At 68.4% G+C, this 21,726-nt stretch carries 16 protein-coding genes and 1 other RNA gene; 12 read left to right on the forward strand and 5 right to left on the reverse strand.

The window, feature by feature from the left end; all coding sequences use genetic code 11:
- Nucleotides 1–10: 10 nt before the first annotated feature.
- A non-coding RNA gene (gene ssrS / locus EV672_RS19330) (6S RNA) lies at nucleotides 11–188 on the forward strand.
- 92 nt (nucleotides 189–280) lie between these two features.
- Here the strand turns inward: ssrS and EV672_RS01630 are convergent.
- Nucleotides 281–1,276 (reverse strand): GGDEF domain-containing protein, encoded by a 996-nt coding sequence (locus EV672_RS01630; RefSeq protein WP_166643410.1) that lies wholly within the window; start codon nucleotides 1,274–1,276, stop codon nucleotides 281–283.
- A gap of 233 nt (nucleotides 1,277–1,509) precedes the next feature.
- Here EV672_RS01630 and EV672_RS01635 point away from each other — a divergent pair, with 233 nt between their 5' ends.
- On the forward strand, nucleotides 1,510–2,415 hold the full coding sequence (locus EV672_RS01635; RefSeq protein ID WP_133605828.1) for an NAD(P)-dependent oxidoreductase: 906 nt from the start codon (nucleotides 1,510–1,512) through the stop codon (nucleotides 2,413–2,415).
- Between the two features lie 27 nt (nucleotides 2,416–2,442).
- Here EV672_RS01635 and EV672_RS01640 read toward each other — a convergent pair whose 3' ends face one another.
- On the reverse strand, nucleotides 2,443–3,345 hold the full coding sequence (locus EV672_RS01640; protein ID WP_133605829.1) for a LysR family transcriptional regulator: 903 nt from the start codon (nucleotides 3,343–3,345) through the stop codon (nucleotides 2,443–2,445).
- Nucleotides 3,346–3,447: 102 nt separating this feature from the next.
- On the opposite strand from EV672_RS01640, the gene EV672_RS01645 reads away from it, so the two are divergent.
- The 4 genes from EV672_RS01645 to EV672_RS01660 are packed head-to-tail and all read left to right on the forward strand — an operon-like array spanning nucleotide 3,448 to nucleotide 10,406.
- Nucleotides 3,448–4,344 carry an alpha/beta hydrolase gene (locus tag EV672_RS01645; protein ID WP_166643411.1) on the forward strand — a complete coding sequence of 299 codons (897 nt, stop codon included), beginning with the start codon at nucleotides 3,448–3,450 and terminating at the stop codon, nucleotides 4,342–4,344.
- On the forward strand, nucleotides 4,341–5,591 hold the full coding sequence (locus EV672_RS01650) for an efflux RND transporter periplasmic adaptor subunit (RefSeq protein ID WP_133605831.1): 1,251 nt from the start codon (nucleotides 4,341–4,343) through the stop codon (nucleotides 5,589–5,591). Before EV672_RS01645 ends, EV672_RS01650 begins: the two co-directional genes overlap by 4 nt.
- 10 nt (nucleotides 5,592–5,601) lie before the next feature.
- Nucleotides 5,602–8,808 carry an efflux RND transporter permease subunit gene (locus tag EV672_RS01655; RefSeq protein WP_133605832.1) on the forward strand — a complete coding sequence of 1,069 codons (3,207 nt, stop codon included), beginning with the start codon at nucleotides 5,602–5,604 and terminating at the stop codon, nucleotides 8,806–8,808.
- Complete coding sequence (locus EV672_RS01660) at nucleotides 8,805–10,406, forward strand: efflux transporter outer membrane subunit (protein WP_243738460.1); 1,602 nt, start codon at nucleotides 8,805–8,807, stop codon at nucleotides 10,404–10,406. The genes EV672_RS01655 and EV672_RS01660 overlap by 4 nt, the downstream gene beginning before the upstream one ends.
- Before the next feature lie 43 nt (nucleotides 10,407–10,449).
- Here EV672_RS01660 and EV672_RS01665 read toward each other — a convergent pair whose 3' ends face one another.
- Entirely contained in the window at nucleotides 10,450–11,607 is a 1,158-nt protein-coding gene (locus tag EV672_RS01665) for an HD-GYP domain-containing protein (protein WP_133605833.1), read from the reverse strand.
- Between the two features lie 186 nt (nucleotides 11,608–11,793).
- Entirely contained in the window at nucleotides 11,794–12,882 is a 1,089-nt protein-coding gene (locus tag EV672_RS01670) for a substrate-binding domain-containing protein (RefSeq protein WP_133605834.1), read from the reverse strand.
- 178 nt (nucleotides 12,883–13,060) lie between these two features.
- Here EV672_RS01670 and EV672_RS01675 point away from each other — a divergent pair, with 178 nt between their 5' ends.
- The 6 genes from EV672_RS01675 to EV672_RS01700 are packed head-to-tail and all read left to right on the forward strand — an operon-like array spanning nucleotide 13,061 to nucleotide 20,896.
- A complete protein-coding gene (locus EV672_RS01675; protein ID WP_133605835.1) occupies nucleotides 13,061–14,734 on the forward strand; it encodes an OFA family MFS transporter in 1,674 nt (557 codons plus the stop codon).
- A gap of 27 nt (nucleotides 14,735–14,761) precedes the next feature.
- On the forward strand, nucleotides 14,762–15,244 hold the full coding sequence (locus EV672_RS01680) for a formate dehydrogenase subunit gamma (protein WP_133605836.1): 483 nt from the start codon (nucleotides 14,762–14,764) through the stop codon (nucleotides 15,242–15,244).
- Entirely contained in the window at nucleotides 15,241–16,842 is a 1,602-nt protein-coding gene (locus EV672_RS01685; RefSeq protein WP_133605837.1) for a formate dehydrogenase beta subunit, read from the forward strand. The genes EV672_RS01680 and EV672_RS01685 overlap by 4 nt, the downstream gene beginning before the upstream one ends.
- Before the next feature lie 53 nt (nucleotides 16,843–16,895).
- Nucleotides 16,896–19,784 (forward strand): formate dehydrogenase subunit alpha, encoded by a 2,889-nt coding sequence (gene fdhF / locus EV672_RS01690; protein ID WP_133605838.1) that lies wholly within the window; start codon nucleotides 16,896–16,898, stop codon nucleotides 19,782–19,784.
- Nucleotides 19,781–20,644 carry a formate dehydrogenase accessory sulfurtransferase FdhD gene (gene fdhD, locus EV672_RS01695; protein ID WP_133605839.1) on the forward strand — a complete coding sequence of 288 codons (864 nt, stop codon included), beginning with the start codon at nucleotides 19,781–19,783 and terminating at the stop codon, nucleotides 20,642–20,644. Before fdhF ends, fdhD begins: the two co-directional genes overlap by 4 nt.
- A gap of 18 nt (nucleotides 20,645–20,662) precedes the next feature.
- Complete coding sequence (locus EV672_RS01700; protein WP_133605840.1) at nucleotides 20,663–20,896, forward strand: formate dehydrogenase subunit delta; 234 nt, start codon at nucleotides 20,663–20,665, stop codon at nucleotides 20,894–20,896.
- Between the two features lie 2 nt (nucleotides 20,897–20,898).
- On the opposite strand, the gene EV672_RS01705 is transcribed toward EV672_RS01700, so the two are convergent.
- Nucleotides 20,899–21,672, reverse strand: a complete 774-nt coding sequence (locus EV672_RS01705; protein WP_166643412.1) for a helix-turn-helix transcriptional regulator — start codon at nucleotides 21,670–21,672, stop codon at nucleotides 20,899–20,901.
- Between the last annotated feature and the right edge of the window lie 54 nt (nucleotides 21,673–21,726).

Consider the following 21,726-nt stretch of genomic DNA (forward strand, 5'->3'; position numbering starts at 1 on the left):
TAGAATGGAAGCGTCCGTCGGGTTCGTGGTTGTTTTTATTTCCTTGAACCGATGCTCTTAGAGCCAGGGCTTGGAACATCGCCCACTGGTGTGATCGTCTCGCGTCAGACGAACCCGAGGTGGTGCTGACCTCGCCCACCTGAATCCCCTGGGTTCAGGAATGCGGCAACCAGTTTCCGGCGGACCTTGCATGCACAACGGCCAGACACCTTCACAGGGTCTGGCCGTTTTTTTTGTGTGGCTTTGCTTTGTGTGGCTTTGCCGAACGCTCGACGCGGGCTCAGGTGGCTGGCGTGAACTGGATGCTGGCCAGCACGATGCGGTTGCCGCCTTTTTCGCGGGCACCGGCCAGGGCACGGTCGGCGCTGCGCATGAGCTCATCGACCAGACCCGCCGTGTGCGGGAAGCTGGCCACGCCCATGCTGACCGTGAAGGGGATGGGCTGGCCGTTGTGCGCCACGATGTGCTGGGCGCACTGGCGGCGCAGCTGCTCCATGCGCGAATGCGCCGTGGCCAGGCCCACGCCCGACAGCAGCACCACGAAGCGGTCACCGCCCAGGCGGCAAGGCGCGTCCATGGCGCGGGTGCCGGCACGCAGCAGGCGGCCCAGGGATTCGATGACGCGCTCGCAGCCGTCCAGGCCGTGGTGCTGTCGGATCTCGTCCATGTTGTCCACGGCGATGGCCACCAGGGCAAATTCGCGCTGCTCGCGGCTGGAGAGGTCGGCCTCGCGGCAGAGCTGCTCCTCGAAGTGCGCGCGGTGGTAGAGGCCCGAGAGCGCATCGCGCACCTGGCTGCCCTCGACGTCACGGCGCAGGTTCTCGTTGGCCTTTTGCTGCTGCTCCAGCTGGGCGAGCGCACCTTGCAGCTGGGCTTCGCGCCGCCTGGCGTCGGTGACATCCTGCCAGACCGACACCAGCTTGCTCGCGCCCTCTTCCGGCGTGAAGGCCTGGCGCCAGGCGGTGAATTCGCGGCGAACGCCCGCCAACTCCAGCTTGTGTTCAGAGATCACACCGCCGGGCGTGGCCTTGGCCTGCAGGTCGGCGGCACGCAGCGCCACGGCCAGGGTGGCATCGAAGAGGTCGGCGTCTTGCGCACCCACCAGTTCGCGGCCTTCCAGGCCCAGCAGGCGGGCGACCACGGTGTTGGCGAGGTCGTAGCGACCGGTGGACAAATCCTTGACCAGGACGCCCACGCCCAGCTGGTCAAGCGCGTGCAGCACCGCGATGTTCAAGGCGGTGCCGTCCAGCAAACCCGGAGCGAGGAGATCGGCCATGTGTGTGTGAATGAGTTCCGGGCCGCCTGCGCCGGACAGGTGCCGGGCGACCGATGTGTCGATGTTCGCTGAAATTCCAGCATGTGGCTGTCCTTCAAACGAGGGATCCACCTGGGGTTTTCGCGAAAGTCGTGGCATTTCGCACAGGCATTGGCCTAACCACTTGCCTGTTTGTTGCATCCCGGACAATACGGCAAGTCCGGAATCCCTGCCGCTGCTGCGGCCTCCCGCCCATGTCGAACACCCCCTCGCACGTCGCTCACATCGCTCTTTTGGGTTGCGGCCTGATGGGCCAGCCCATGGCCCGCCGCCTGCTGCAGGCCGGCCACACCCTCACCGTCTGGAACCGCACCCGCAGCAAGGCCGAGGCGCTGGTCGGCGATGGCGCGCAGGTGGCCGCCACGCCCGCGTCGGCCGTGGCGGGCGCCGACGTGGTCATCACCATGCTGGACAACGGCGAGGTGGTGCGCCAGGTGCTGTTCGAATCTTCGGGGCACGGCGGCTCGGCGGCCGATGCCATGCGCCCCGGTTGCCTGTTCATCGACATGGGCTCCATCCTGCCGGCGCAGGCCCAGGCGCATGCGCGCGACCTGGCGCCCCGCGGCCTGCGCGTGCTGGACGCGCCGGTCTCGGGCGGCACGCTGGGGGCGCAGGCGGGCACGCTGGCCATCATGGTCGGTGGCGCTGCGGCCGACTTCGACGCGGCCGTGCCGGTGCTGTCGGCGCTGGGGCGGCCGGTGCACGTCGGCCCGGCCGGTTCGGGGCAACTGGCCAAGCTGGCCAACCAGATGATCGTGGGCATCACCATCGGCGCGGTGGCCGAGGCGCTGCTGCTGGTCGAGCGGGGCGGGGCCGACCCGGCAAAAGTGCGGGAGGCGCTGCGCGGTGGCTTTGCCGAAAGCCGCATCCTGGAAGTGCATGGGCAGCGCATGGTCGAGGGGGATTTCGCCAAGCGCGGCTCGCTGGCCATCCAGCTCAAGGACCTGCGCAACGCCCTGCACACGGCTGGCGAGATGGCCTTCGACGCGCCCATCACCGAAGCGCTGAGAGGGCTTTATGCCGATGCCGCCGACCACGGCATGGGCGATCTGGACCAGTCGGGCCTGTTCTGCGAATTGCGGCGCCGCCAGGCAGGTTGAACGCGCTGCGCGGCTTCAGCGGCGCATTCAGCGGCGCATGGCCGGCATGCCCTCGAACACCTCCGCGACCCACTCCACGAAGGCCTGCACTTTGGTGGACAGGTGGCGACTGGATGGGTAGATGGCGTGCACCGGGAATGACTCGACCTGCCAGTCGGCCAGCAGGGGCACGAGGCGACCGGCGCGTTCGTGCCACTCCACCAGGAAGGCGGGCAGCTGGCCCACGCCCAGCCCGGCCACGCAGGCATCTTCATAGACGTTGGAGTCGTTGAGGGCGAGGCCGCCGTCGAACTTCAGCGCCAGGCGTTCGCCGTCCTTTGTGAAATCCCAGCCCACCACGCCGCTGCCATCGAAGTAGTTGATCCAGCGGTGGCGGCGCAGTTCCTGCGGGTGTATCGGCACGCCGTGCTCGGTGAGGTAGGACGGCGCCGCGCAGGTCAGAAAGCGCATGGAGCCGATGCGCCGTGCCGCCATGGCCGAGTCCTGAATGGCCCCGATGCGGATGACGCAGTCCACGCCCTCGCTCACGAGGTTGATGGGGCGGTCGGTGCAGCCCAGCTCCAGCGCGATGCCGGGGTGACGGCGCAGGAAATCGGGCACGGCTTCGCGCACCAGGTAGCGGGCCATGGCCGAGGTCATGTCCACGCGCAGCCGGCCGCTGGGCGCGCCTTGGCGGGACGAGACCGACTCGTCGGCCTCGCGCACATCGTCGAGCACCTGCACGCAGCGCTCGTAGTAGGCGGCGCCATCGGCCGTCAGCGTGACGCGGCGGGTCGAGCGGTGCAGCAGCCGGGTGCCGAGTTGGGCCTCCAGGTCCTGCACCAGGGTGGACACCGTTGCCTTGGGCATGCCCAGGGCCTCACCGGCACGCGTGAAACCGCCGGTGTCCACCACCTTGACGAAGGCTTCGAAGGCCTTGAGCTTGTCCATTGTTCAAATTCCTGAACAGTGATTTCAATGACAGGCAGTTTATTGAATAAAAGAAAGTCAATAAAGTGCAGCCCACGATGTCCCCACTCCCCTGCCTGCGCCATGTCCACTGATTCCTGCACGTCGGGCCCCAACGCCTCGGCCGATGCCCAGTTCGACTGGTCCGGCCACAGCGGCCCGCTGCACCTCAAGCTCTACAAGTCGCCCGCTCACCCGGTGGCTTGCGGCAGCCTGCTGGTGTTTTTCCACCCGGGCGGCTTTTTGGTGGACGACCTCGAAGAAGCCGATCACTGCCTGCGGGTGGTGGCCGATGCCTGCGAGGTCCATGTGCTGGCCCCGAGTTACGCCCTGGCGCCCGAGCGCCCCTTCCCTGCCGCGGTCGAGGACGCCCACGCGGTGCTGGGACAGGTCAGCGCGCACAAGCGCCTGCTGGGGTGGAAGGGCACGCACCTGTTCGTGGGTGGCGTGGAAGCCGGCGGCAACCTGGCCGCGGTGTCGGCCCTGGTCAGCCGCGACCGCCATGGCCCGCCGCTGGCCGGGCAGATCCTGGTGATGCCCATGCTCGACGCCAGCCTGGGATGCCACTCCATGCGCTGCGCCGAAGACGCCCAGGACGGCGGCAGCATGGCCCGCACCCTGGCCGACAGCTACCGCCGCTACCTGCCCCGTCCGGCCGACCGCCTCCACCCCTACGCCAGCCCGCTGAAAGCGCGCCGCCTGGGCGAGCTGCCACCGGCCCTGATCTTCCACACCGAGGGCGACCCCCTCGCCGACGAGGCCGTGGCCTACGCCGACAAGCTGCGCCAAGCGGGCAACCACGCCAGCGACATCGCCCTCCCCCCTGCCGACGTCAAGGACAACCAGGACCGCTGCGAGATCACCGCCGACGACCCCTGCATCCTCGCCATGAAACGCTTTCTGGCCGACATCGCCCAGAACGCCCATCCGCCTGCCACATCCAGCACACCCAACACATCCGCCAAGGGAGCTCAACCATGAACGCCACATCCCGCCCCGATCTCCACACCCGTGCACGTGCCCGCTTGCGCCCCGTGGCCCAGGCCATCGCCACCGCCATCACCATCGGCATCGTGAGCGCAGGCGCTCTGAGCCTGAGCGGCTGCGGCAAGGAACAAACCGCCCAGGCCGCCGCGCCCCAGGCCCCGCAAGCCGCGCCCGTGAGCGTGGCCGAGGTCATCACCCGCCAGGTGACGCAGGAGCGCAGCTTCTCCGGCGTCATCGAGGCCATCGAGCGCGCCCAGCTGCGTCCGCGGGTGGCCGGCACCGTCGAGCAGGTGCGCCTGCAGCCCGGCGCGCTGGTGCGCAAGGGCGATGTGCTCTTCGTCATCGACCCTCGCCCCTACCAGGCCGAGGCAGCGCGCCTGGAAGCCGCCGCCGCCAGCTCGCAACTGAAGGCCGAGCTGGCCCAGGCCGAGCTGGTGCGTGCACAGCGCCTGCTGGCCGACAACGCCATCGCCCAGCGCGACCACGACGAGCGCCAGTCCACCGCCCGCCAGCTGGAAGCCGCCGCCCGCGCCGACAAGGCCTCGCTGCAATCGGCCCGCCTGAACCTGGAATGGACGCAGGTGCGCGCGCCCTTCGACGGCCGCGTCGGCAAGGCCGAAGTCACCACCGGCAACCTGGTGGACGGCAACACGGTGCTGACCACGCTGGTGTCGGCCAACCCGATGTACGTGAGCTTCAACGGCGACGAAGGCACTTTCCTGCAAGTGGGCAAGCTGGCCCGCAGCAACCCCAAGGCGCTGAAGGTGCGCTTGGGCCTGGCCAACGAAGACGGCTTCCCGCACGAGGGCCGCCTGGAGTTCGTGGACAACCAGATCGACCCGCAGGCCGGCAGCGTGCGCATGCGCGCCGTGGTGGACAACAAGGACGGCCTGCTCACGCCCGGCCTGTTCGCCAAGGTGCAGATCGGCAACGACAACCAGGCCGGCGCGCCGTCTGCCCTGGTGGCCGAGCGCGCCATCGGCACCGACCAGAACCGCAAGTTCGTCTGGGTGGTCGATGACAAGAACCAGCCCGCCTACCGACCCGTCCAGCTCGGCACCCAGGTCGGCGACCTGCGCGTCATCACCGCGGGCCTGAAGGCCGGCGAGCGCGTCATCGTCGATGGCCTGCAACGCGTGCGCCCTGGCGCGCCCGTGGCGCCGCAGCTGGTGCCCATGAGCGGCCCGGCAGCCTCTGCCGCCCCAACGTCTGCCGCCTCAGCCGCCACCGCCGCCAAGTGAGGCCCACACCATGAACTTCTCACGCTTCTTCGTGGACCGGCCGATCTTCGCGGCCGTGCTGTCCATCCTCATCTTCATCGCGGGCACCATCGCCATCGTGCGACTGCCCATCTCCGAGTACCCGGAAGTGGTGCCGCCCTCCGTGGTGGTGCGCGCGCAGTTCCCCGGCGCCAACCCCAAGGTGATCGCCGAAACCGTGGCCGCGCCGCTGGAAGAGCAGATCAACGGCGTCGAGCACATGCTGTACATGTCCTCGCAGGCCACCACCGACGGCGCCCTGACGCTGACGGTGACCTTCAAGATCGGCACCGACGTGGACCAGGCCCAGACCCAGGTGCAAAACCGCGTGCAGCGCGCCTTGCCGCGCCTGCCCGAGGAGGTCCGCCAGATCGGTGTGACGACCATCAAGAGCTCGCCCAACCTGACGATGGTGGTCCACCTGCTGTCGCCCAAGGGCAGCTACGACGACGTCTATCTGCGCAACTACGCCACGCTCAACGTGAAGGACCGCCTGGCGCGCCTGAGCGGCATGGGCGACGTGCAGGTGTTCGGCGCGGGCGACTACGCCATGCGCATCTGGCTGGACCCGCAGAAAGTGGCCCAGCGCAGCCTGACGGCCGGCGACGTGGTGGCCGCCATCCGCGAGCAGAACGTGCAAGTGGCCGCCGGCGTGATCGGCGCACCGCCCGACACCAAGGCGCCGTTCCAGCTGTCGGTGAACGCCTCGGGGCGCCTGCAGACCGAGGAAGAGTTCGGCAACATCATCGTCAAGACGAACGCCGACGGCGGCATCACCCGCCTGCGTGACGTGGCCCGCATCGAACTGGGCGCCAACCAGTACGCGCTGCGCTCGCTGCTCAACAACAAGCCGGCCATCGGCATGGGCATCTTCGAGGCGCCGAATGCCAACGCGCTGCAGCTGTCGGCCGATGTGCGCAAGCTCATGGCCGAGCTGAAGAAGGACTTCCCCAGCGACGTGGACTTCGACATCGTTTATGACCCGACGCAGTTCGTGAGCGCGTCCATCGATGCCGTGGTCAAGACCCTGATCGAGGCCGTGGCCCTGGTGGTGCTGGTGGTCATCGTCTTCCTGCAGACCTGGCGCGCTTCGCTGATCCCGCTGTTGGCGGTGCCCGTGTCCATCGTCGGCACCTTCGCCGTGCTGCTGGCCTTCGGCTTCTCGATCAACACGCTGTCGCTGTTCGGTCTGGTGCTGGCCATCGGCATCGTGGTGGACGACGCCATCGTGGTGGTGGAGAACGTCGAGCGCAACATCGCCAACGGCCTGACGCCGCGCGAGGCCACCATCCAGGCCATGAAGGAGGTCTCCGGGCCCATCATCGCCATCGCGCTGGTGCTGTGCGCCGTGTTCGTGCCGATCGCGTATGTGGCGGGCCTGACGGGCCAGTTCTACAAGCAGTTCGCGATGACCATCGCCATCTCCACCGTGATCTCGGCCTTCAACTCGCTGACCCTGTCGCCAGCCCTGGCCGCTGCGCTGCTCAAGCCGCACGATGCGCCAAAAGACGCCCTCTCGCGCGGCATGGACGCGGTGCTGGGCGGCTTCTTCAAGCGATTCAACCGCGTCTTTGACCGGGCCTCGCACCGCTACCAAGGCGGCGTGGGCGGCACGCTCAGGCACAAGACGGCCACCATGGGCGTCTATCTGCTGCTGTGCGTGGGCGCCTTCTTCGTCTTCAAGGCCGTGCCCTCGGGCTTCGTGCCGGCGCAAGACAAGCAGTACCTGGTGGGCTTCGCGCAGCTGCCCGATGCGGCCTCGCTGGAGCGCACCGACGCGGTCATCCGCCGCATGACGGACATCGCCCAATCGGTGCCGGGTGTGGCCAATGCCGTGGCCTTCCCCGGCCTGTCCATCAACGGCTTCACCAATGCGCCCAACGCCGGCATCGTGTTCTACACGCTGGACGACTTCGCCAAGCGCAAGGGCCCCGGCCTGTCGGGCAACGAGATCGCGGCCGAGGTCAACAAGCGCCTGGGTGCCATCCAGGACGCCTTCATCATGGTCTTCCCGCCGCCCGCGGTGGAAGGCCTGGGCACCATCGGCGGCTTCAAACTCTTCCTCGAAGACCGCGGCAACGTGGGCTACGACGAGCTCTACAAGGCCACACAGGCCCTGCAGATGAAGGCCTGGCAGACGCCCGAGCTGGCCGGCGTGTTCAGCAGCTTCCAGATCAACGTGCCGCAGCTGTTCGCCGACGTGGACCGCACCAAGGCCAAGCAGCTGGGCGTGCCGCTCTCCAGCATCTTCAACACGCTGCAGATCAACCTGGGCTCGCTCTACACCAACGACTTCAACAAGTTCGGCCGCACCTTCCAGGTGGTGGTGCAGGCGGACGCGCCTTACCGCGCCTCGCCCGACAGCATCGCCAACCTCAAGGTGCGCAGCAACTCCGGCGAGATGATCCCGCTGGGCAGCCTGCTGAAGATGTCGGATTCGTACGGCCCGGACCGCGTGCAGCGCTACAACGCCTACGTCTCGGCCGACATCAATGGTGGCCCCGCCCCAGGCGTGTCTTCGGGCCAGGCCCAGGCCGCGATGGAGCGCATCGCCGCCGAAGTGCTGCCCAAAGGCGTCGGCATGGAATGGACCGACCTGACCTACCAGGAGATCCTGGCGGGCAACACGCTGGTCTATGTGTTCCCGCTGTGCGTGCTGCTGGTCTTCCTGGTGCTGGCCGCGCAGTACGAAAGCTGGACGCTGCCGCTGGCCGTGATCCTGATCGTGCCGATGTCCATCCTGTGCGCGCTGGCGGGGGTCTATCTCACCCACGGCGACAACAACATCTTCACGCAGATCGCGCTGTTCGTGCTGGTGGGGCTGTCGGCGAAGAACGCCATCCTGATCGTGGAATTCGCCCGCGAGCTGGAGCACCACGGACGCAGCATCGTTGAAGCTGCGCTGGAGGCCAGCAAGCTGCGCCTGCGCCCCATCCTGATGACGTCGATCGCTTTCATCATGGGCGTGGTGCCGCTGGTGCTGTCCACCGGCGCTGGCTCGGAGATGCGCCATGCCATGGGCGTGGCCGTGTTCTCCGGCATGTTGGGCGTGACGCTGTTCGGCCTCTTCCTCACCCCCGTGTTCTACGTGCTGCTGCGCAAGTTGGCCGTGAAGCTGGAGGGTCAGCAGCCTTCCTCCAAGACCGCCACGACCACCACCGCAGCCACCCACGACCTGCCCGCTCCGGAGGCACCATGACCCATTCCCTCTCTCTGCCCCAAGGCCCTGTGACCTTGCCAGTGACGATGCCATCGACGCCCACCACACGCCCACGCCAGCGCACGCACGCCTTCACCGCCACGGCGGCGGCCGTGCTGGCCACCCTCGTGCTGGCCGGCTGCAACACCGCCCCGGCCAGGCCCGACGCCCGCATCGCCATGCCCGAGGCCTACAAGGAAGCCTCCGCGCTGGCCGCCGCTCAAGCCACCGACCTGGCCCAGCCAGCGGCCGACGGCAGCCGCTGGAAGCCCGCCGAGCCCTCCGAGGCGCAAGCCCGCGGCGCCTGGTGGGAAACCTTCGGTGACCCCACCCTCAACCAGCTGGAACAGCAGGCCGAAGCCGCCAACCCCGGCCTGGCCGTGGCCGCCGCCCGCGTCAAGGCCGCGCGCGCCCTGCTCAGCAGCAGCCAGGCCAGCCGCCTGCCACAGCTGGGCGTGAGCGCGGGCGTGGCCCGCCAGAAGCCGTCTGCGGCCGAGCAAGGCCTGAGCGCCGACCAGAACATCGCGCCCAGCAGCCTGTGGCAAGCGGGCCTGTCCGCCAGCTACGAGGTGGACCTGTTCCAGCGCGTGGCCAACAGCGTGCAGGCCGCCGAGGCCGATGCCCTGGCCTCGCAGGCCAACCACCGCTCGGTGCTGCTCAGCCTGCAAGCCGATGTGGCACAGACCTACTTCCAGCTGCGCACGCTGGACGCCGTGGTCGCGCTGCTGACGCAAACAGCCTCCCTGCGCGAGCAGAGCCTGCAACTGGCGCAACGCCGCCTGGCCGCGGGCGATGTCTCCGAGCTGGACGTGGCCCGGGCCCACACCGAGCTGGCCACCACCCAGGCCGACCTGCAAGCCCAGCGCGGCGAACGTGCCCGCACCGAGCACGCCCTGGCCGTGTTGCTGGGCCAGCCCCCTGCCGCCTTCGGCCTGGCCGCACAGCCGCTGCCCGCCGATGCGCGCGTGCCCCTGGTGCCGGCCGGCCTGCCCTCGGCCCTGCTGGAGCGCCGCCCCGACGTGGCCGCCGCGCAAGCCCGCATGATGGCCGCCACCGCCCGCGTGGGCCAGGCCCGCTCGGCCCTGTTCCCGGCGCTGCGCCTGACGGCCGATGGCGGCTTTGCCTCCTACGAGCTGCGCGACCTGTTCCTGTGGAGCGCGCGCAGCTGGGTGGCCAATGCCGTGCTGTCGATGCCGATCTTCGATGGCGGTCGCAACCGCGCGGGCGTCAACCGCGCCGAGGCCGTGCTGGAAGAGTCGGTGGCCGACTACCGCCAGACCGTGCTGGGCGCGTTCGGCGATGTGGAAGACAAGCTCTCGGGCCTGGGCAGCGTGCGCGCACAGACCCTCTCGCTGAGCGAAGCCGTGGTGGCCGCGCGCCGCTCGGCCGAACTGGCCGACAAGCGCTACCGCGCCGGGGAAGACAGCTACCTCACGCTGCTCGACACCCAGCGCAGCCTGCTGGCGGTGGAACGCCAGGCCGTGCAACTGCGTGGCGCCTGGGCCACCGGCACCATCGGGCTGATCCGCTCGCTGGGCGGCGGCTGGGCACCCACGCCCCCTGGTCAGCCTGCGGCGGCGCAACCGACCAAGTCCTGAAGGCCTGACGTCCCGGTGAAGAGGTGCAGCGCCCCGGCGGCGCTCAACCCGATGCGGCCAGCGTGGCAGGCAGATCGTCGCCATCCGACAGCTCTTGTCGGATGCGCGTGCGGTCCGCCTCTGCCGCGATCAAGGCCTCCACGCAGCGCGCGTCCAGGCGGTGCAAGGCTGCTTCGCGGCGCAACTCGGCCACGCACTCGGCCTCCGACCATGCCCGCTTGTACGGCCGCGTCGATGAGATCGCGTCATAGACATCCGCCACCGCCACGATGCGCGCCTCGATGGGGATGTCGTCCAGCATCAGCCCCTGCGGGTAGCCCGAACCATCACCGCGCTCGTGGTGGTGCGCCACCACATTGAGCATCACCGACGCAGCGAGGTCGTTGTCGATGCCCAGGTCGCTGACGATGTTGCGCGCCAGCTGCACCCCCACCGGCACGTGCTGCTGCATGCAGCGCCGCTCCTCGTCGTCCAGCTTGCCCGGCTTGAGCAGGATGCGATCGGGAATCCCCACCTTGCCGATGTCGTGCAGCGGCGCGAACAGGTGCAGGTACTCGATGAACTCGTCGCTCAGGCCCAGGCTGTCGGCCAGCGCCACGGCGATCAGGCGGGAGTAGCCGGCCATGCGCTCCAGGTGCGCGCCGGTTTCCACGTCGCGCATGCGGGCCAGGCCCTTGGCCACATCGACCGCACCCACCAGCGTGTTGACCGCCGCCATGCGCAGCACATAGAGCTGGGCCAGGATGTCGGCGATGACGTCAAGGTCGGTGGTGATGTCGGGCGTGAAGGCCCCGGGCTGGCGGGAGTCGAAGAACAGGAAAGCCGACAGGCGGTTGCCGGCGTACACCGGCACCGTGTAGCTGCTCTGGTAAGACTGGGACTTGAGCCACAGCGAGTGCAAGGAGGGCTCGCTCAGGGCGAGGTCCATGTTGTCGATGACACGGGGGATGTGCTCGGCCGCCAGCGTACGCAGGGAGGGCACAGCCGCCAGGTGGACCTCGTAGTGGCGCAGCGGCTGGCCGTCGTCCGAACTGCTGGCGAAGGTGCGCAGCAAGTCTTTGGCGGGTTCGTACAGCACCAGTGCGATGCGGTTGACGGCAGGGTGACGGGCCCGAACGATGTCATGCAGCCCCGCGAGGCGGCCCGTCATGTCGGAGCGCGACATCGCGATGTTCTTGAGGACCAGGCTGTCGAAGGGCATGTGAAGAGGTTCGAGCACCACGGAGAAAGCGGTGTGGCCCGCCAGCGCACTGGCTTGACAGCCAACGCCACAGTGTCGGATGTTCGAAGCGGGGCATGCGCCTGTCAATCAAGACAAGCCCGCAAAGCGTGCAGCCCTCACGAACGGCCAGTCACCCAAGCCACCCAGACGCGCCACGCGCGTGGCTCAGCGGCGACGCCCCGACGCCATCTGGGGAAACGCTTTCTGCAAGGTCTCGACCTGCCCGCACTTGACGGCCGAGTAACCCGGCAGGGCATTGACCACGGCGTGGAAGGCCTCACCGCGCATCACCTCCAGCACCGCCTGCAGCTCGGGGCGCTGCAAATCGGCATCGCGGCACAGGAAAAAATAGCGCTCGGTGGCCACGGGCACGAAGTCCAGCTTGAAGCGGCGCGCCGGTGGCTCGACCCCGAAGCCCACATCGGCCATGCCGCTGGCCACGTAGGCCGCCACCGCCGCGTGCGTGAACTCGGCCAGCTCCCAGCCGGCAATCTGGCTGGTCGGCACTTTCGCCTGGCGCAGGCAGCACTCCAGCAGGAAGCGCGTGCCCGAACTGGGCTGGCGGTTGACGAAGCGCACGCCCTTGCGCGCCAGGTCCTGCACGCCGTAGATTTCCAGCGGGTTGCCATGCGCCACGAACAGGCCCTGACGGCGCGTGGCCATGTGGATGACGCGGCTGTGCTTGGGGCTCAACCACTGTGCGTAGTGCTGCAAGGCCACGTCCTCGAACACACCCTGCGGCACGTGGAAGCCCGCCAGGTCGCACGAGCCCGCGTGCAAGGAGGCGACGCCCTCCTGGCTGCCCACGTACTTGCGGTCGATGCGCTCGCCACGCTGGGCCAGCACCTCGAGGAGTTTTTCCACCGCGAAGCCGTGGCTGGCATGCACGCGCAGGCCGGTGGCGCCTGCGGACAGCACCCGGCCGAGTTCGGCTTCCAGCTCGGAGGCCAGGCTCTCCAGCGTGGGCGAGAGGCGCGCCTGGATGCGGTGCCCCGCCCAGACCAGGCGCTCGGCCAAGGGGGTGAGGGTCGAGCCCTTGCCGCGGTCCATGTTGAGCAGGGGCATGCCGAGCTGCGCCTGCCCCTGGCGGACGAGGTTCCACGCGTGCCGGTAAGACGCGCCCGTGTGCTTGCAGGCGCCCGAGAGGCTGCCGTGCTCCTGCACCTCGGCCAGCAAGCTCAGCAAGCGCGGCGACAACTGCTGACCGCTGTCGTCGGTGATGGTCCAGTGAGGGGTGATGGAAACGGTGTGCAAGGCAGGCCAAAGTTATGCTGTCAACAGCATGAAATATATGCTTTCACACATCGAACAGTTTCGTGGATATCCCCATCTATGAGTGAAAGACGACAACCCCTAAGATGCATGGTGTGCTGTCAAAGCATATGAACAACATCCACCCAGCGTGACGGGCTGTCCGCCTGCAGGAGACAACATGGCGATCGAAGCGCTCGGCAACCCCTCCGGACCGCCGGCCACCCAGGCCGGCTTCCTCGACAAGGAACGCATCATTGCGGGGTCCGGCTTCAACCGCTGGCTGGTGCCACCGGCTGCGCTCGCCATCCACTTGTGCATCGGCATGGCCTATGGCTTTTCGGTGTTCTGGCTGCCGCTGTCCAAGGCACTGGGCATCAAGGAGCCCCTCCAGTGCGGCGCCAACGTTGGCTTCTTCGCCGAACTGTTCACCACCACCTGCGACTGGAAGGTCTCCACGCTGGGCTGGATGTACACCCTGTTTTTCGTGCTGCTGGGCAGCTCGGCCGCGCTGTGGGGCGGCTGGCTGGAACGCGCCGGTCCGCGCAAGGCGGGCGTGGTCAGCGCGGTGTGCTGGTGCGGCGGCATGCTGATCTCGGCCCTCGGCGTGCACCTGCACCAGTTCTGGCTGATGCTGCTGGGCTCGGGCGTGATCGGTGGCATCGGGCTGGGCCTGGGCTACATCTCGCCGGTCAGCACCCTGATCAAGTGGTTCCCTGACCGCCGCGGCATGGCCACGGGCATGGCCATCATGGGCTTCGGCGGTGGCGCCATGATCGGCTCGCCGCTCGCCGCCGAGCTGATGAAGCGCTTCGCCACCGACACCAACGTGGGCGTGGCCTTGACCTTCGTCGTCATGGCCCTGATCTACTTCGTGTTCATGATGGCCGGCGCGCTCGGCTACCGCGTGCCCGCCACCGGCTGGAAGCCCGCAGGCTGGACGCCCCCGGCAGCCCAGACGGGCAACGCCATGATCACCTCCAAGCACGTGCACGTGAAGAAGGTGTGGGGCATCCCGCAGTTCTGGCTGGTGTGGATGGTGCTGTGCATGAACGTGTCGGCCGGCATCGGCGTGATCGGCATGGCCAGCCCGATGCTGCAAGAGGTGTTCGGCGGCAGCCTGATCGGCGTGGCCGCGAAGTTCAAGGACCTCGACAAGGCCCAGCTCAAGGACATCGCCGTGGTGGCCGCGGGCTTCACCGCCCTGCTGAGCCTGTTCAACATCGGTGGCCGCTTCTTCTGGGCCAGCCTGTCAGACAAACTGGGCCGCAAGCTCACCTACATCGTCTTCTTCGTGCTGGGCGGCCTGATGTACGCCAGCGTGCCGGCCAGTGCGCTGGGCGGCAACAAGCTGCTGTTTGTGGGCGCCTTCTGCGTCATCCTGAGCATGTACGGCGGCGGCTTCGCCACGGTGCCGGCCTACCTGGCCGACCTGTTCGGCACGCAGATGGTGGGCGCCATCCATGGCCGCCTGCTCACGGCCTGGGCCACGGCCGGCATCCTGGGGCCCGTGGTGGTGAACTACATGCGCGACTACCAGATCGGCCTGGGCCTGCCGCGCGAGCAGGTTTACAACCAGACCATGTACATCCTGGTGGGCATGCTGGTGGTGGGCCTGCTGTGCAACCTGATGGTGCGCCCGCTGGACCCCAAGCACTTCATGACCGATGCCGAACTGGCCGAGGAAAAGCGCCTGGCGCACGAGAAGGCCGCGGCCAGCGAGGTCGGCGCGGGCTCCGGCGCGGCTGGCCAGACGAGCAGCGCCATCGTCCTGCTGGCCTGGCTGGGCGTGGGCATCCCGCTGGCCTGGGGCGTCTATCGCACCGCGCTGAGCGTGGCCAAGTTCTTCAACTGACCCGTGACCTGACAGGTGGTGCATGCCATGACTTCGCTGACCGACATCCCGCGTGAGGCCGAGGTTCGCCGGCTCATCGCGGTACACGCCGACATGCCTGGCGGCCTCATGCCGCTGTTGCACGCGATCCAGGACACCTGCGGCTTCGTGCCCCCCGACGCGGTGCCCCTGATCGCCAAAGGCATGAACCTGTCGCGTGCCGAAGTGCATGGCGTCATCACCTACTACCACCACTTCCGCAGCACGCCGCCGGGGCGCCACGTCGTGCACATCTGTCGCGCCGAAGCTTGCCGCTCCTGCGGCTCGGAAGCGCTGATGCAGCACGCCCAAGCCGTCATGGGTTGCGCCGAGCACACCACCCGCGCCGACGGGGTGGTGACGCTCGAATCCGCCTACTGCCTGGGCCTGTGCGCCAGCGCTCCTTCGGTGCAGATCGATGACCGCGTCCACGCCCGCATGACGCCCGCCAAGCTGGACAAGCTGCTCAAGCAACTGGAGGTGAGCCCGTGAGCCAAGCCCCCGTCACCGTGTTCGTGCCGCGCGATTCGGCCGCACTCGCCGTCGGTGCCGACGAGGTCGCCCAGGCTTTGACCGAGGCTTGCACTGCACGCGGCATCGGGCTGCACTTGGTGCGCAACAGCTCTCGCGGCATGTTCTGGCTGGAGACGCTGGTCGAGGTGGCCACGCCCCAAGGCCGCATGGCCTTCGGGCCCGTGGAAGCCGACGACGTCGGCGCCCTGCTGGACGCGGGCCTGCTGGACGGCAGCACGCACGCGCAGTCGCACCCGCTGAGCCTGGGCCTGACCGAGCAGCTGCCTTGGCTGGCCAAGCAGGAACGCCTGACCTTCGCCCGCATGGGCCTGACCGACCCGCTGTCGCTGGCAGACCACGAAGCCCACGGTGGCTGGGCCGGCCTGCGCCGTGCCATCGCCCTGGGTGGCGAGGCGGTGGTGCAGGAGGTGCTGGACTCGGGCCTGCGCGGTCGCGGCGGCGCGGCCTTCCCCACGGGCATCAAATGGCGCACGGTGCGCCAGACGCCCGCGGCGCAAAAGTACATCGCCTGCAACGCCGACGAAGGCGACTCGGGCACCTTCTCCGACCGCATGACGCTGGAGGGAGACCCCTTCATGCTCATCGAGGGCATGGCCATCGCCGGACTGGCCGTGGGCGCGACCCAGGGCTACGTCTACGTGCGCTCGGAGTACCCGCACGCCATCGACACCTTCAATGCGGCCATCGCGCTGGCCACGCAAGCCGGCTTCCTGGGTGACGACGTCTGCGGCAGCGGTCAGGCTTTCCACCTGACCCTGCGCAAGGCCGCGGGCTCCTACGTGTGCGGCGAAGAAACCGCCATGCTGGAGAGCATCGAGGGCAAGCGCGGCATCGTGCGGGCCAAGCCACCGCTGCCGGCCATCGAAGGCCTGTTCGGCATGCCCACGGTCATCAACAACGTGATCACGCTGGCCAGCGTGCCCATCATCCTGGCCAAAGGCGCGGCTTTCTACAAGGACTTCGGCGTGGGCCGCTCCAAGGGCACGCTGCCCTTCCAGCTGGCCGGCAACATCCTGCGGGGTGGGCTGGTCGAGAAGGCTTTCGGCCTGACGCTGCGCGAGCTGGTCGAAGACTTCGGCGGTGGTACGCGCAGCGGCCGGCCCATCAAGGCCATCCAGGTCGGTGGGCCGCTGGGGGCTTACGTGCCCCCGTCGCAATGGGATGTGCCACTGGACTACGAGGCCTACGCCGCGCTCGGCCTGGTCGTGGGCCATGGCGGCATCGTGGTGCACGACGAGACGGCCAACCTGGCCGAGCTGGCGCGCTACGCCATGGCCTTCTGCGCACTGGAAAGCTGTGGCAAGTGCACGCCCTGCCGCATCGGCTCGACCCGTGGCGTGGAAGTGATCGACCGCATCACCCGCAACACCGGCGAAGTGCGCGAGCAGCAGGTCCACCTGCTGCGGGACCTCTGCGACACGATGCTGAACGGCAGCCTGTGCGCCATGGGCGGCATGACGCCCTACCCCGTGCTGTCGGCGCTGAACCACTACCCGGCGGACTTCGGGCTGGACGCCACGCCGGCCACCGGCAAACCCGCGACCGCCACCGCCTGAACGCCATCCCGCATCCACGTCGCCATCCTGACGACCCTGCCACGGAGCACCCCATGCTCGACCACTTCAAGCAAGACATCGACTTCGGCACGCCCGCCAGCACGTCCACCGAGCTGGTGACACTCACCATCGACGGCCAACAGGTGGCAGTGCCCAAGGGCACCTCGCTGATGCGCGCGGCGGTCGATGCCGGCGTGCGCGTGCCCAAGCTCTGCGCCACCGACAGCCTGGAGCCCTTTGGCTCCTGCCGCCTGTGCCTGGTGGAAGTCGAAGGCCGCAAGGGCTACCCGGCCTCGTGCACCACGCCCGCCGAGGCCGGCATGGTCGTGCACACGCAGACGCCCAAGCTGCAGGACATCCGCAAGGGCGTGATGGAGCTCTACATCTCCGACCACCCGCTGGACTGCCTGACCTGCAGCGCCAACGGCAACTGCGAACTGCAGGACATGGCCGGTGTGACGGGCCTGCGCAATGTGCGCTACGGCACCGCGGGCCAGGACGTGGCCGGCGTCAGCGGCGAGCACCATTGCCATGCCGAGAAAGACGAGTCCAACCCCTACTTCACCTACGACGCCAGCAAGTGCATCGTCTGCAACCGCTGCGTGCGGGCGTGTGAAGAAACGCAGGGCACCTTCGCGCTGACGATTTCAGGGCGTGGCTTCGAGAGCCGTGTCTCGCCCGGCCAGGACCAGGCCTTCATGGACAGCGAGTGCGTGTCCTGCGGCGCCTGCGTCGAGGCCTGCCCGACGGCCACGCTGCAGGAAAAAACGGTCACCTTCTACGGCCAGCCCGAGCACAGCGTCATCACCACCTGCGCCTACTGCGGCGTGGGCTGCGGCTTCAAGGCCGAGATGAAGGGCAACACCGTGGTGCGCATGACGCCCTGGAAAGACGGCAAGGCCAACGAAGGCCACAGCTGCGTCAAGGGCCGCTTCGCCTGGGGCTATGCGACCCACCAGGACCGCATCACCACGCCCATGATCCGCGCCAGCATCCACGAGCCCTGGCAGGAAGTCAGCTGGGAGGTGGCACTCACGCACGCGGCCTCCGAGATCAAACGCATCCAGGCCAAGTACGGCCGTGACTCGGTGGGCGGCATCACCTCCTCGCGCTGCACCAACGAAGAGGCCTACCTCGTGCAGAAGCTGGTGCGAGCGGCCTTCGGCACCAACAACGTGGACACCTGCGCCCGCGTCTGCCACTCGCCCACCGGCTATGGCTTGGGCCAGACCTTCGGCACCTCGGCCGGCACGCAGACCTTCAAGTCGGTGGAACACGCCGACGTCATCGTGGTCATCGGCGCCAACCCGTCCGATGCCCACCCCGTGTTCGCCTCGCGCATGAAAAAGCGGCTTCGCCAGGGTGCCAAGCTCGTCGTGATCGACCCGCGCAAGATCGACCTGGTGGCCTCGCCGCACGTGAAGGCGCAGCACCACCTGCCGCTCAAGCCGGGCACGAACGTGGCCGTCATCACCGCCATGGCCCATGTGGTCGTGACCGAAGGCCTGGTGAACCAGGCTTATGTGGCCGAGCGCTGCGACGACAAGAGCTTCCAGCAGTGGTGCGATTTCGTGGCCCGCCCCGAGAACTCGCCCGAAGCCTTCGAGGCCGACACCGGCGTGCCCGCCGCCGAGCTGCGCGCCGCTGCCCGGCTGTACGCACAAGGCCCCAACTCGGCCATCTACTACGGCCTGGGCGTGACCGAGCACTCGCAAGGCTCGACCATGGTCATGGGCATCGCCAACCTCGCCATGGCCTGTGGCATGGTGGGCCGCGAAGGCGTGGGCGTGAACCCGCTGCGCGGCCAGAACAACGTGCAGGGCAGCTGCGACATGGGCAGCTTCCCGCACGAGCTGCCGGGCTACCGCCACATCTCCGACACCACCACGCGCAGCCTGTTCGAGCAGGCCTGGGGCGTGACGCTGAACCCCGAGCCGGGTTTGCGCATCCCCAACATGTTCGAGGCCGCGCTCGACGGCGAGTTCAAGGCGCTGTACTGCCAGGGCGAGGACATCGTCCAGTCCGACCCCAACACCCAGCACGTGGCCGAAGCGTTGTCGCAGATGGAATGCATCATCGTGCAGGACATCTTCCTCAACGAGACGGCCAAGTACGCCCACGTCTTCCTGCCGGGGTCCTCGTTCCTGGAAAAGGACGGCACCTTCACCAACGCAGAGCGCCGCATCTCGCGGGTGCGCCAGGTGATGCCGCCGATGGCGCGCTACGCCGACTGGGAGACCACGGTGAAGCTGTCGGAGGCCCTGGGCTACCCGATGCACTACACCCACCCCGAGCAGGTCATGGCGGAAATCGCCGCGCTCACGCCCAGCTTCGCCGGCGTGAACTACGCCAAGATCGACCGCCTGGGCAGCGTGCAGTGGCCGTGCAACGACGACACCGACGAGGCCGGCACCCCCACCATGCACATCGACCGCTTCGTGCGCGGCAAGGGCAAGTTCTACCCGACGCAGTACCTGGCCAGCTCGGAGAAGGTCACCCGCCGCTTCCCGCTGTTGCTGACCACGGGCCGCATCCTGTCGCAGTACAACGTCGGGGCCCAGACGCGGCGCACGGCCAACAACGCCTGGCACAGCGAAGACCTGCTCGAACTGCACCCGCACGATGCCCAAGAGCGTGGCGTGAAAGACGGCGACTGGGTCGGCATCGAAAGCCGCGCGGGCCGCACCGTGCTGCGCGCCCTGGTCAGCGAACGCATGCAACCGGGCGTGGTTTACACGACTTTCCACTTCCCCGAATCGGGCGCCAACGTCATCACCACCGACGCCTCCGACTGGGCCACCAACTGCCCGGAGTACAAGGTGACGGCCGTGCAGGTCGTGGCCGTGGCGCAGCCCTCCGAGTGGCAGGAACGCTACGTGGCCTTCAACCGCGAACAAATGGACCACCTGGCCCGGGCGAAATCCCCCGCCGTGACGCCATGAACCTCGACAGCCCCTTGCAGCCACCCGCGGGTGCGCGCGCCGTCCACGTCACCGAGCACCGGGGGCACGGTGGCGCGCTGCAGCGCAGCGACTGGCTGGCCGAGGAGGTGCCCGTGGCCCTGGTGTTCAACGGCATCTCGCACGCCGTGATGATGGCCAGCCCGCAAGACCTCGAAGACTTCGCGCTCGGCTTCGGCCTGACCGAAGGCCTGCTGCTGAGCCCGGGCGAGCTGCACGGCGTGGAGGTGTTGCCCGTGGGGGACGACCCGCACATGGCCCAGGGCATCGAGGTGCAGATGGCCGTGTCCTCGGCCTGCGCCTGGCGGCTCAAGGGGCGCCGCCGCAGCTTGGAGGGCCGCACCGGCTGCGGTCTGTGCGGCACCGACAGCCTGGCCGACGCCTGCCGCGCTGTGCCGACGCCAACGCCTCGGTCGGTCGCCCCACAGGCACTGGCGCTCGCCATGGCCAGCCTGCGCGACTGGCAACCCCTGCAGCAGCTCACGGGGGCCACGCACGCGGCCGCGTTCTGCGACCTGGACGGCGCCGTGCAGCTGGTGCGCGAAGACGTCGGTCGCCACAACGCCCTGGACAAGCTCGTGGGTGCCATGGTGCGGGCCCGCCTGGCGCCCGACACCGGCTTCATCGCCATCAGCAGCCGGGCCAGCTACGAGATGGTCCACAAAACAGCGATGGCCGGCGTCTCGGTGCTGGCCGCGGTGTCAGCGCCCACCGCGCGCGCCGTGGACACCGCCCTGGCCGCTGGCATCGCCCTGGCAGGCTTTGTGCGCGGCCAGGACTGCGTGGCCTACACCCACCCGGAACGCCTCCACCCCGAAGGCATCGGCCTGCACACGCCGTGAACCCGAAAGGCCGTGACCATGAACACCGACCACCTCGTCCAGATGGCCAACCAGATTGGCAGCTTCTTCCAGTCTTTCCCGGATGCCGCCGAGGCCCGCCAGGGCATCGCCACCCACCTGCGCAAATTCTGGGAGCCGCGCATGCGCAAGCTCATCCTGGAACGCGCTCGGCAAGGCGAAGCCAGTGGCCTGGACGCGCTGGTACTGCAAGCCCTGCTGGAGCACCAGACCGCGCTGCAGCCCCAGGCATAACCTCATTGGGTTAGCAGCCTCACATCCGAAGCCATGGCACAGGCCTGCGTGCGGTTGCTGACGTGCAGTTTCTGCCGCACGCTCTCGACCTGGTTCTTGATGGTGTGTTCGCTGCGCCCGCAGATGCGCGCGATTTCCCAGTTGGTCTTGCCCTGGCACATCCAGTGCAGCACCACGCGCTCACGCTCGGTCAGGCGCTCGAGCCAGGCCGGCTGCTTGTCTTCGCCCATGTCCTCGGCAAACAAGGCCCGCTGCAGGGCCAGGGCCATGTGCGGCGTCAACAGGCGCAGCAGCGCTTCGGTCTGCTCGCCCGGGGTGTCTTCCATGCGCGACAAACAGAAGTAGCTGGCCGAGCGCGAGCTGTGGTCCAGCACGCCGTGGGCGGCCATGTTGTGCAAGCCCATGTCGTGGAACACCTCGTGCCAGCGGGTGTCGCCCAGGCTGGCCGTGTCTTGCGCACGCACGAGCTGGGGCTTGCGCTGCAGCGCCCATCGCCCGATGACCGGGCTGCGAAAGCGCCCGCCCTCCAGGGTCAAGGCGTCGAAATAGCCTGGGGGCCAGCCCTGCTGCAGGACCCGGCGCAGCACCACGCCTTCCCGATCGGTGCGCAGCACACCACATGCCATGCTGGCGTGGGGCAACACGGCCTGCAAAGGGCCCGTGGCCCAGGCCAGGAAATCGGACTGGGTGGCCACATCTTCAAGGGCCTGCTGCAGCGCGATGACGCGCAACAAGGTGCTCGCTTCGGGCTGAGGGCATGGGGCGGTGTACGGCATGTCGGGTCTCCAATGCCGTGTTTTACGGATGCCGCTGCGCGGCAGATGCATCGG

It is taken from the genome of Aquabacterium commune (assembly GCF_004362855.1).
GTDB classification, from domain to species: Bacteria; Pseudomonadota; Gammaproteobacteria; order Burkholderiales; family Burkholderiaceae_C; genus Aquabacterium; species Aquabacterium commune.

Coding starts and splice junctions, on each gene's coding strand:
- EV672_RS01630 (WP_166643410.1), bottom strand. CDS start 1,276: ATGGCCGATCTCCTCGCTCCGGGTTTGCTGGACGGCACCGCCTTGAAC.
- EV672_RS01660 (WP_243738460.1), top strand. CDS start 8,805: ATGACCCATTCCCTCTCTCTGCCCCAAGGCCCTGTGACCTTGCCAGTG.
- EV672_RS01655 (WP_133605832.1), top strand. CDS start 5,602: ATGAACTTCTCACGCTTCTTCGTGGACCGGCCGATCTTCGCGGCCGTG.
- EV672_RS01640 (WP_133605829.1), bottom strand. CDS start 3,345: ATGGACAAGCTCAAGGCCTTCGAAGCCTTCGTCAAGGTGGTGGACACC.
- EV672_RS01705 (WP_166643412.1), bottom strand. CDS start 21,672: ATGCCGTACACCGCCCCATGCCCTCAGCCCGAAGCGAGCACCTTGTTG.
- fdhF (WP_133605838.1), top strand. CDS start 16,896: ATGCTCGACCACTTCAAGCAAGACATCGACTTCGGCACGCCCGCCAGC.
- EV672_RS01650 (WP_133605831.1), top strand. CDS start 4,341: ATGAACGCCACATCCCGCCCCGATCTCCACACCCGTGCACGTGCCCGC.
- EV672_RS01665 (WP_133605833.1), bottom strand. CDS start 11,607: ATGCCCTTCGACAGCCTGGTCCTCAAGAACATCGCGATGTCGCGCTCC.
- EV672_RS01675 (WP_133605835.1), top strand. CDS start 13,061: ATGGCGATCGAAGCGCTCGGCAACCCCTCCGGACCGCCGGCCACCCAG.
- EV672_RS01635 (WP_133605828.1), top strand. CDS start 1,510: ATGTCGAACACCCCCTCGCACGTCGCTCACATCGCTCTTTTGGGTTGC.
- EV672_RS01680 (WP_133605836.1), top strand. CDS start 14,762: ATGACTTCGCTGACCGACATCCCGCGTGAGGCCGAGGTTCGCCGGCTC.
- fdhD (WP_133605839.1), top strand. CDS start 19,781: ATGAACCTCGACAGCCCCTTGCAGCCACCCGCGGGTGCGCGCGCCGTC.
- EV672_RS01700 (WP_133605840.1), top strand. CDS start 20,663: ATGAACACCGACCACCTCGTCCAGATGGCCAACCAGATTGGCAGCTTC.
- EV672_RS01645 (WP_166643411.1), top strand. CDS start 3,448: ATGTCCACTGATTCCTGCACGTCGGGCCCCAACGCCTCGGCCGATGCC.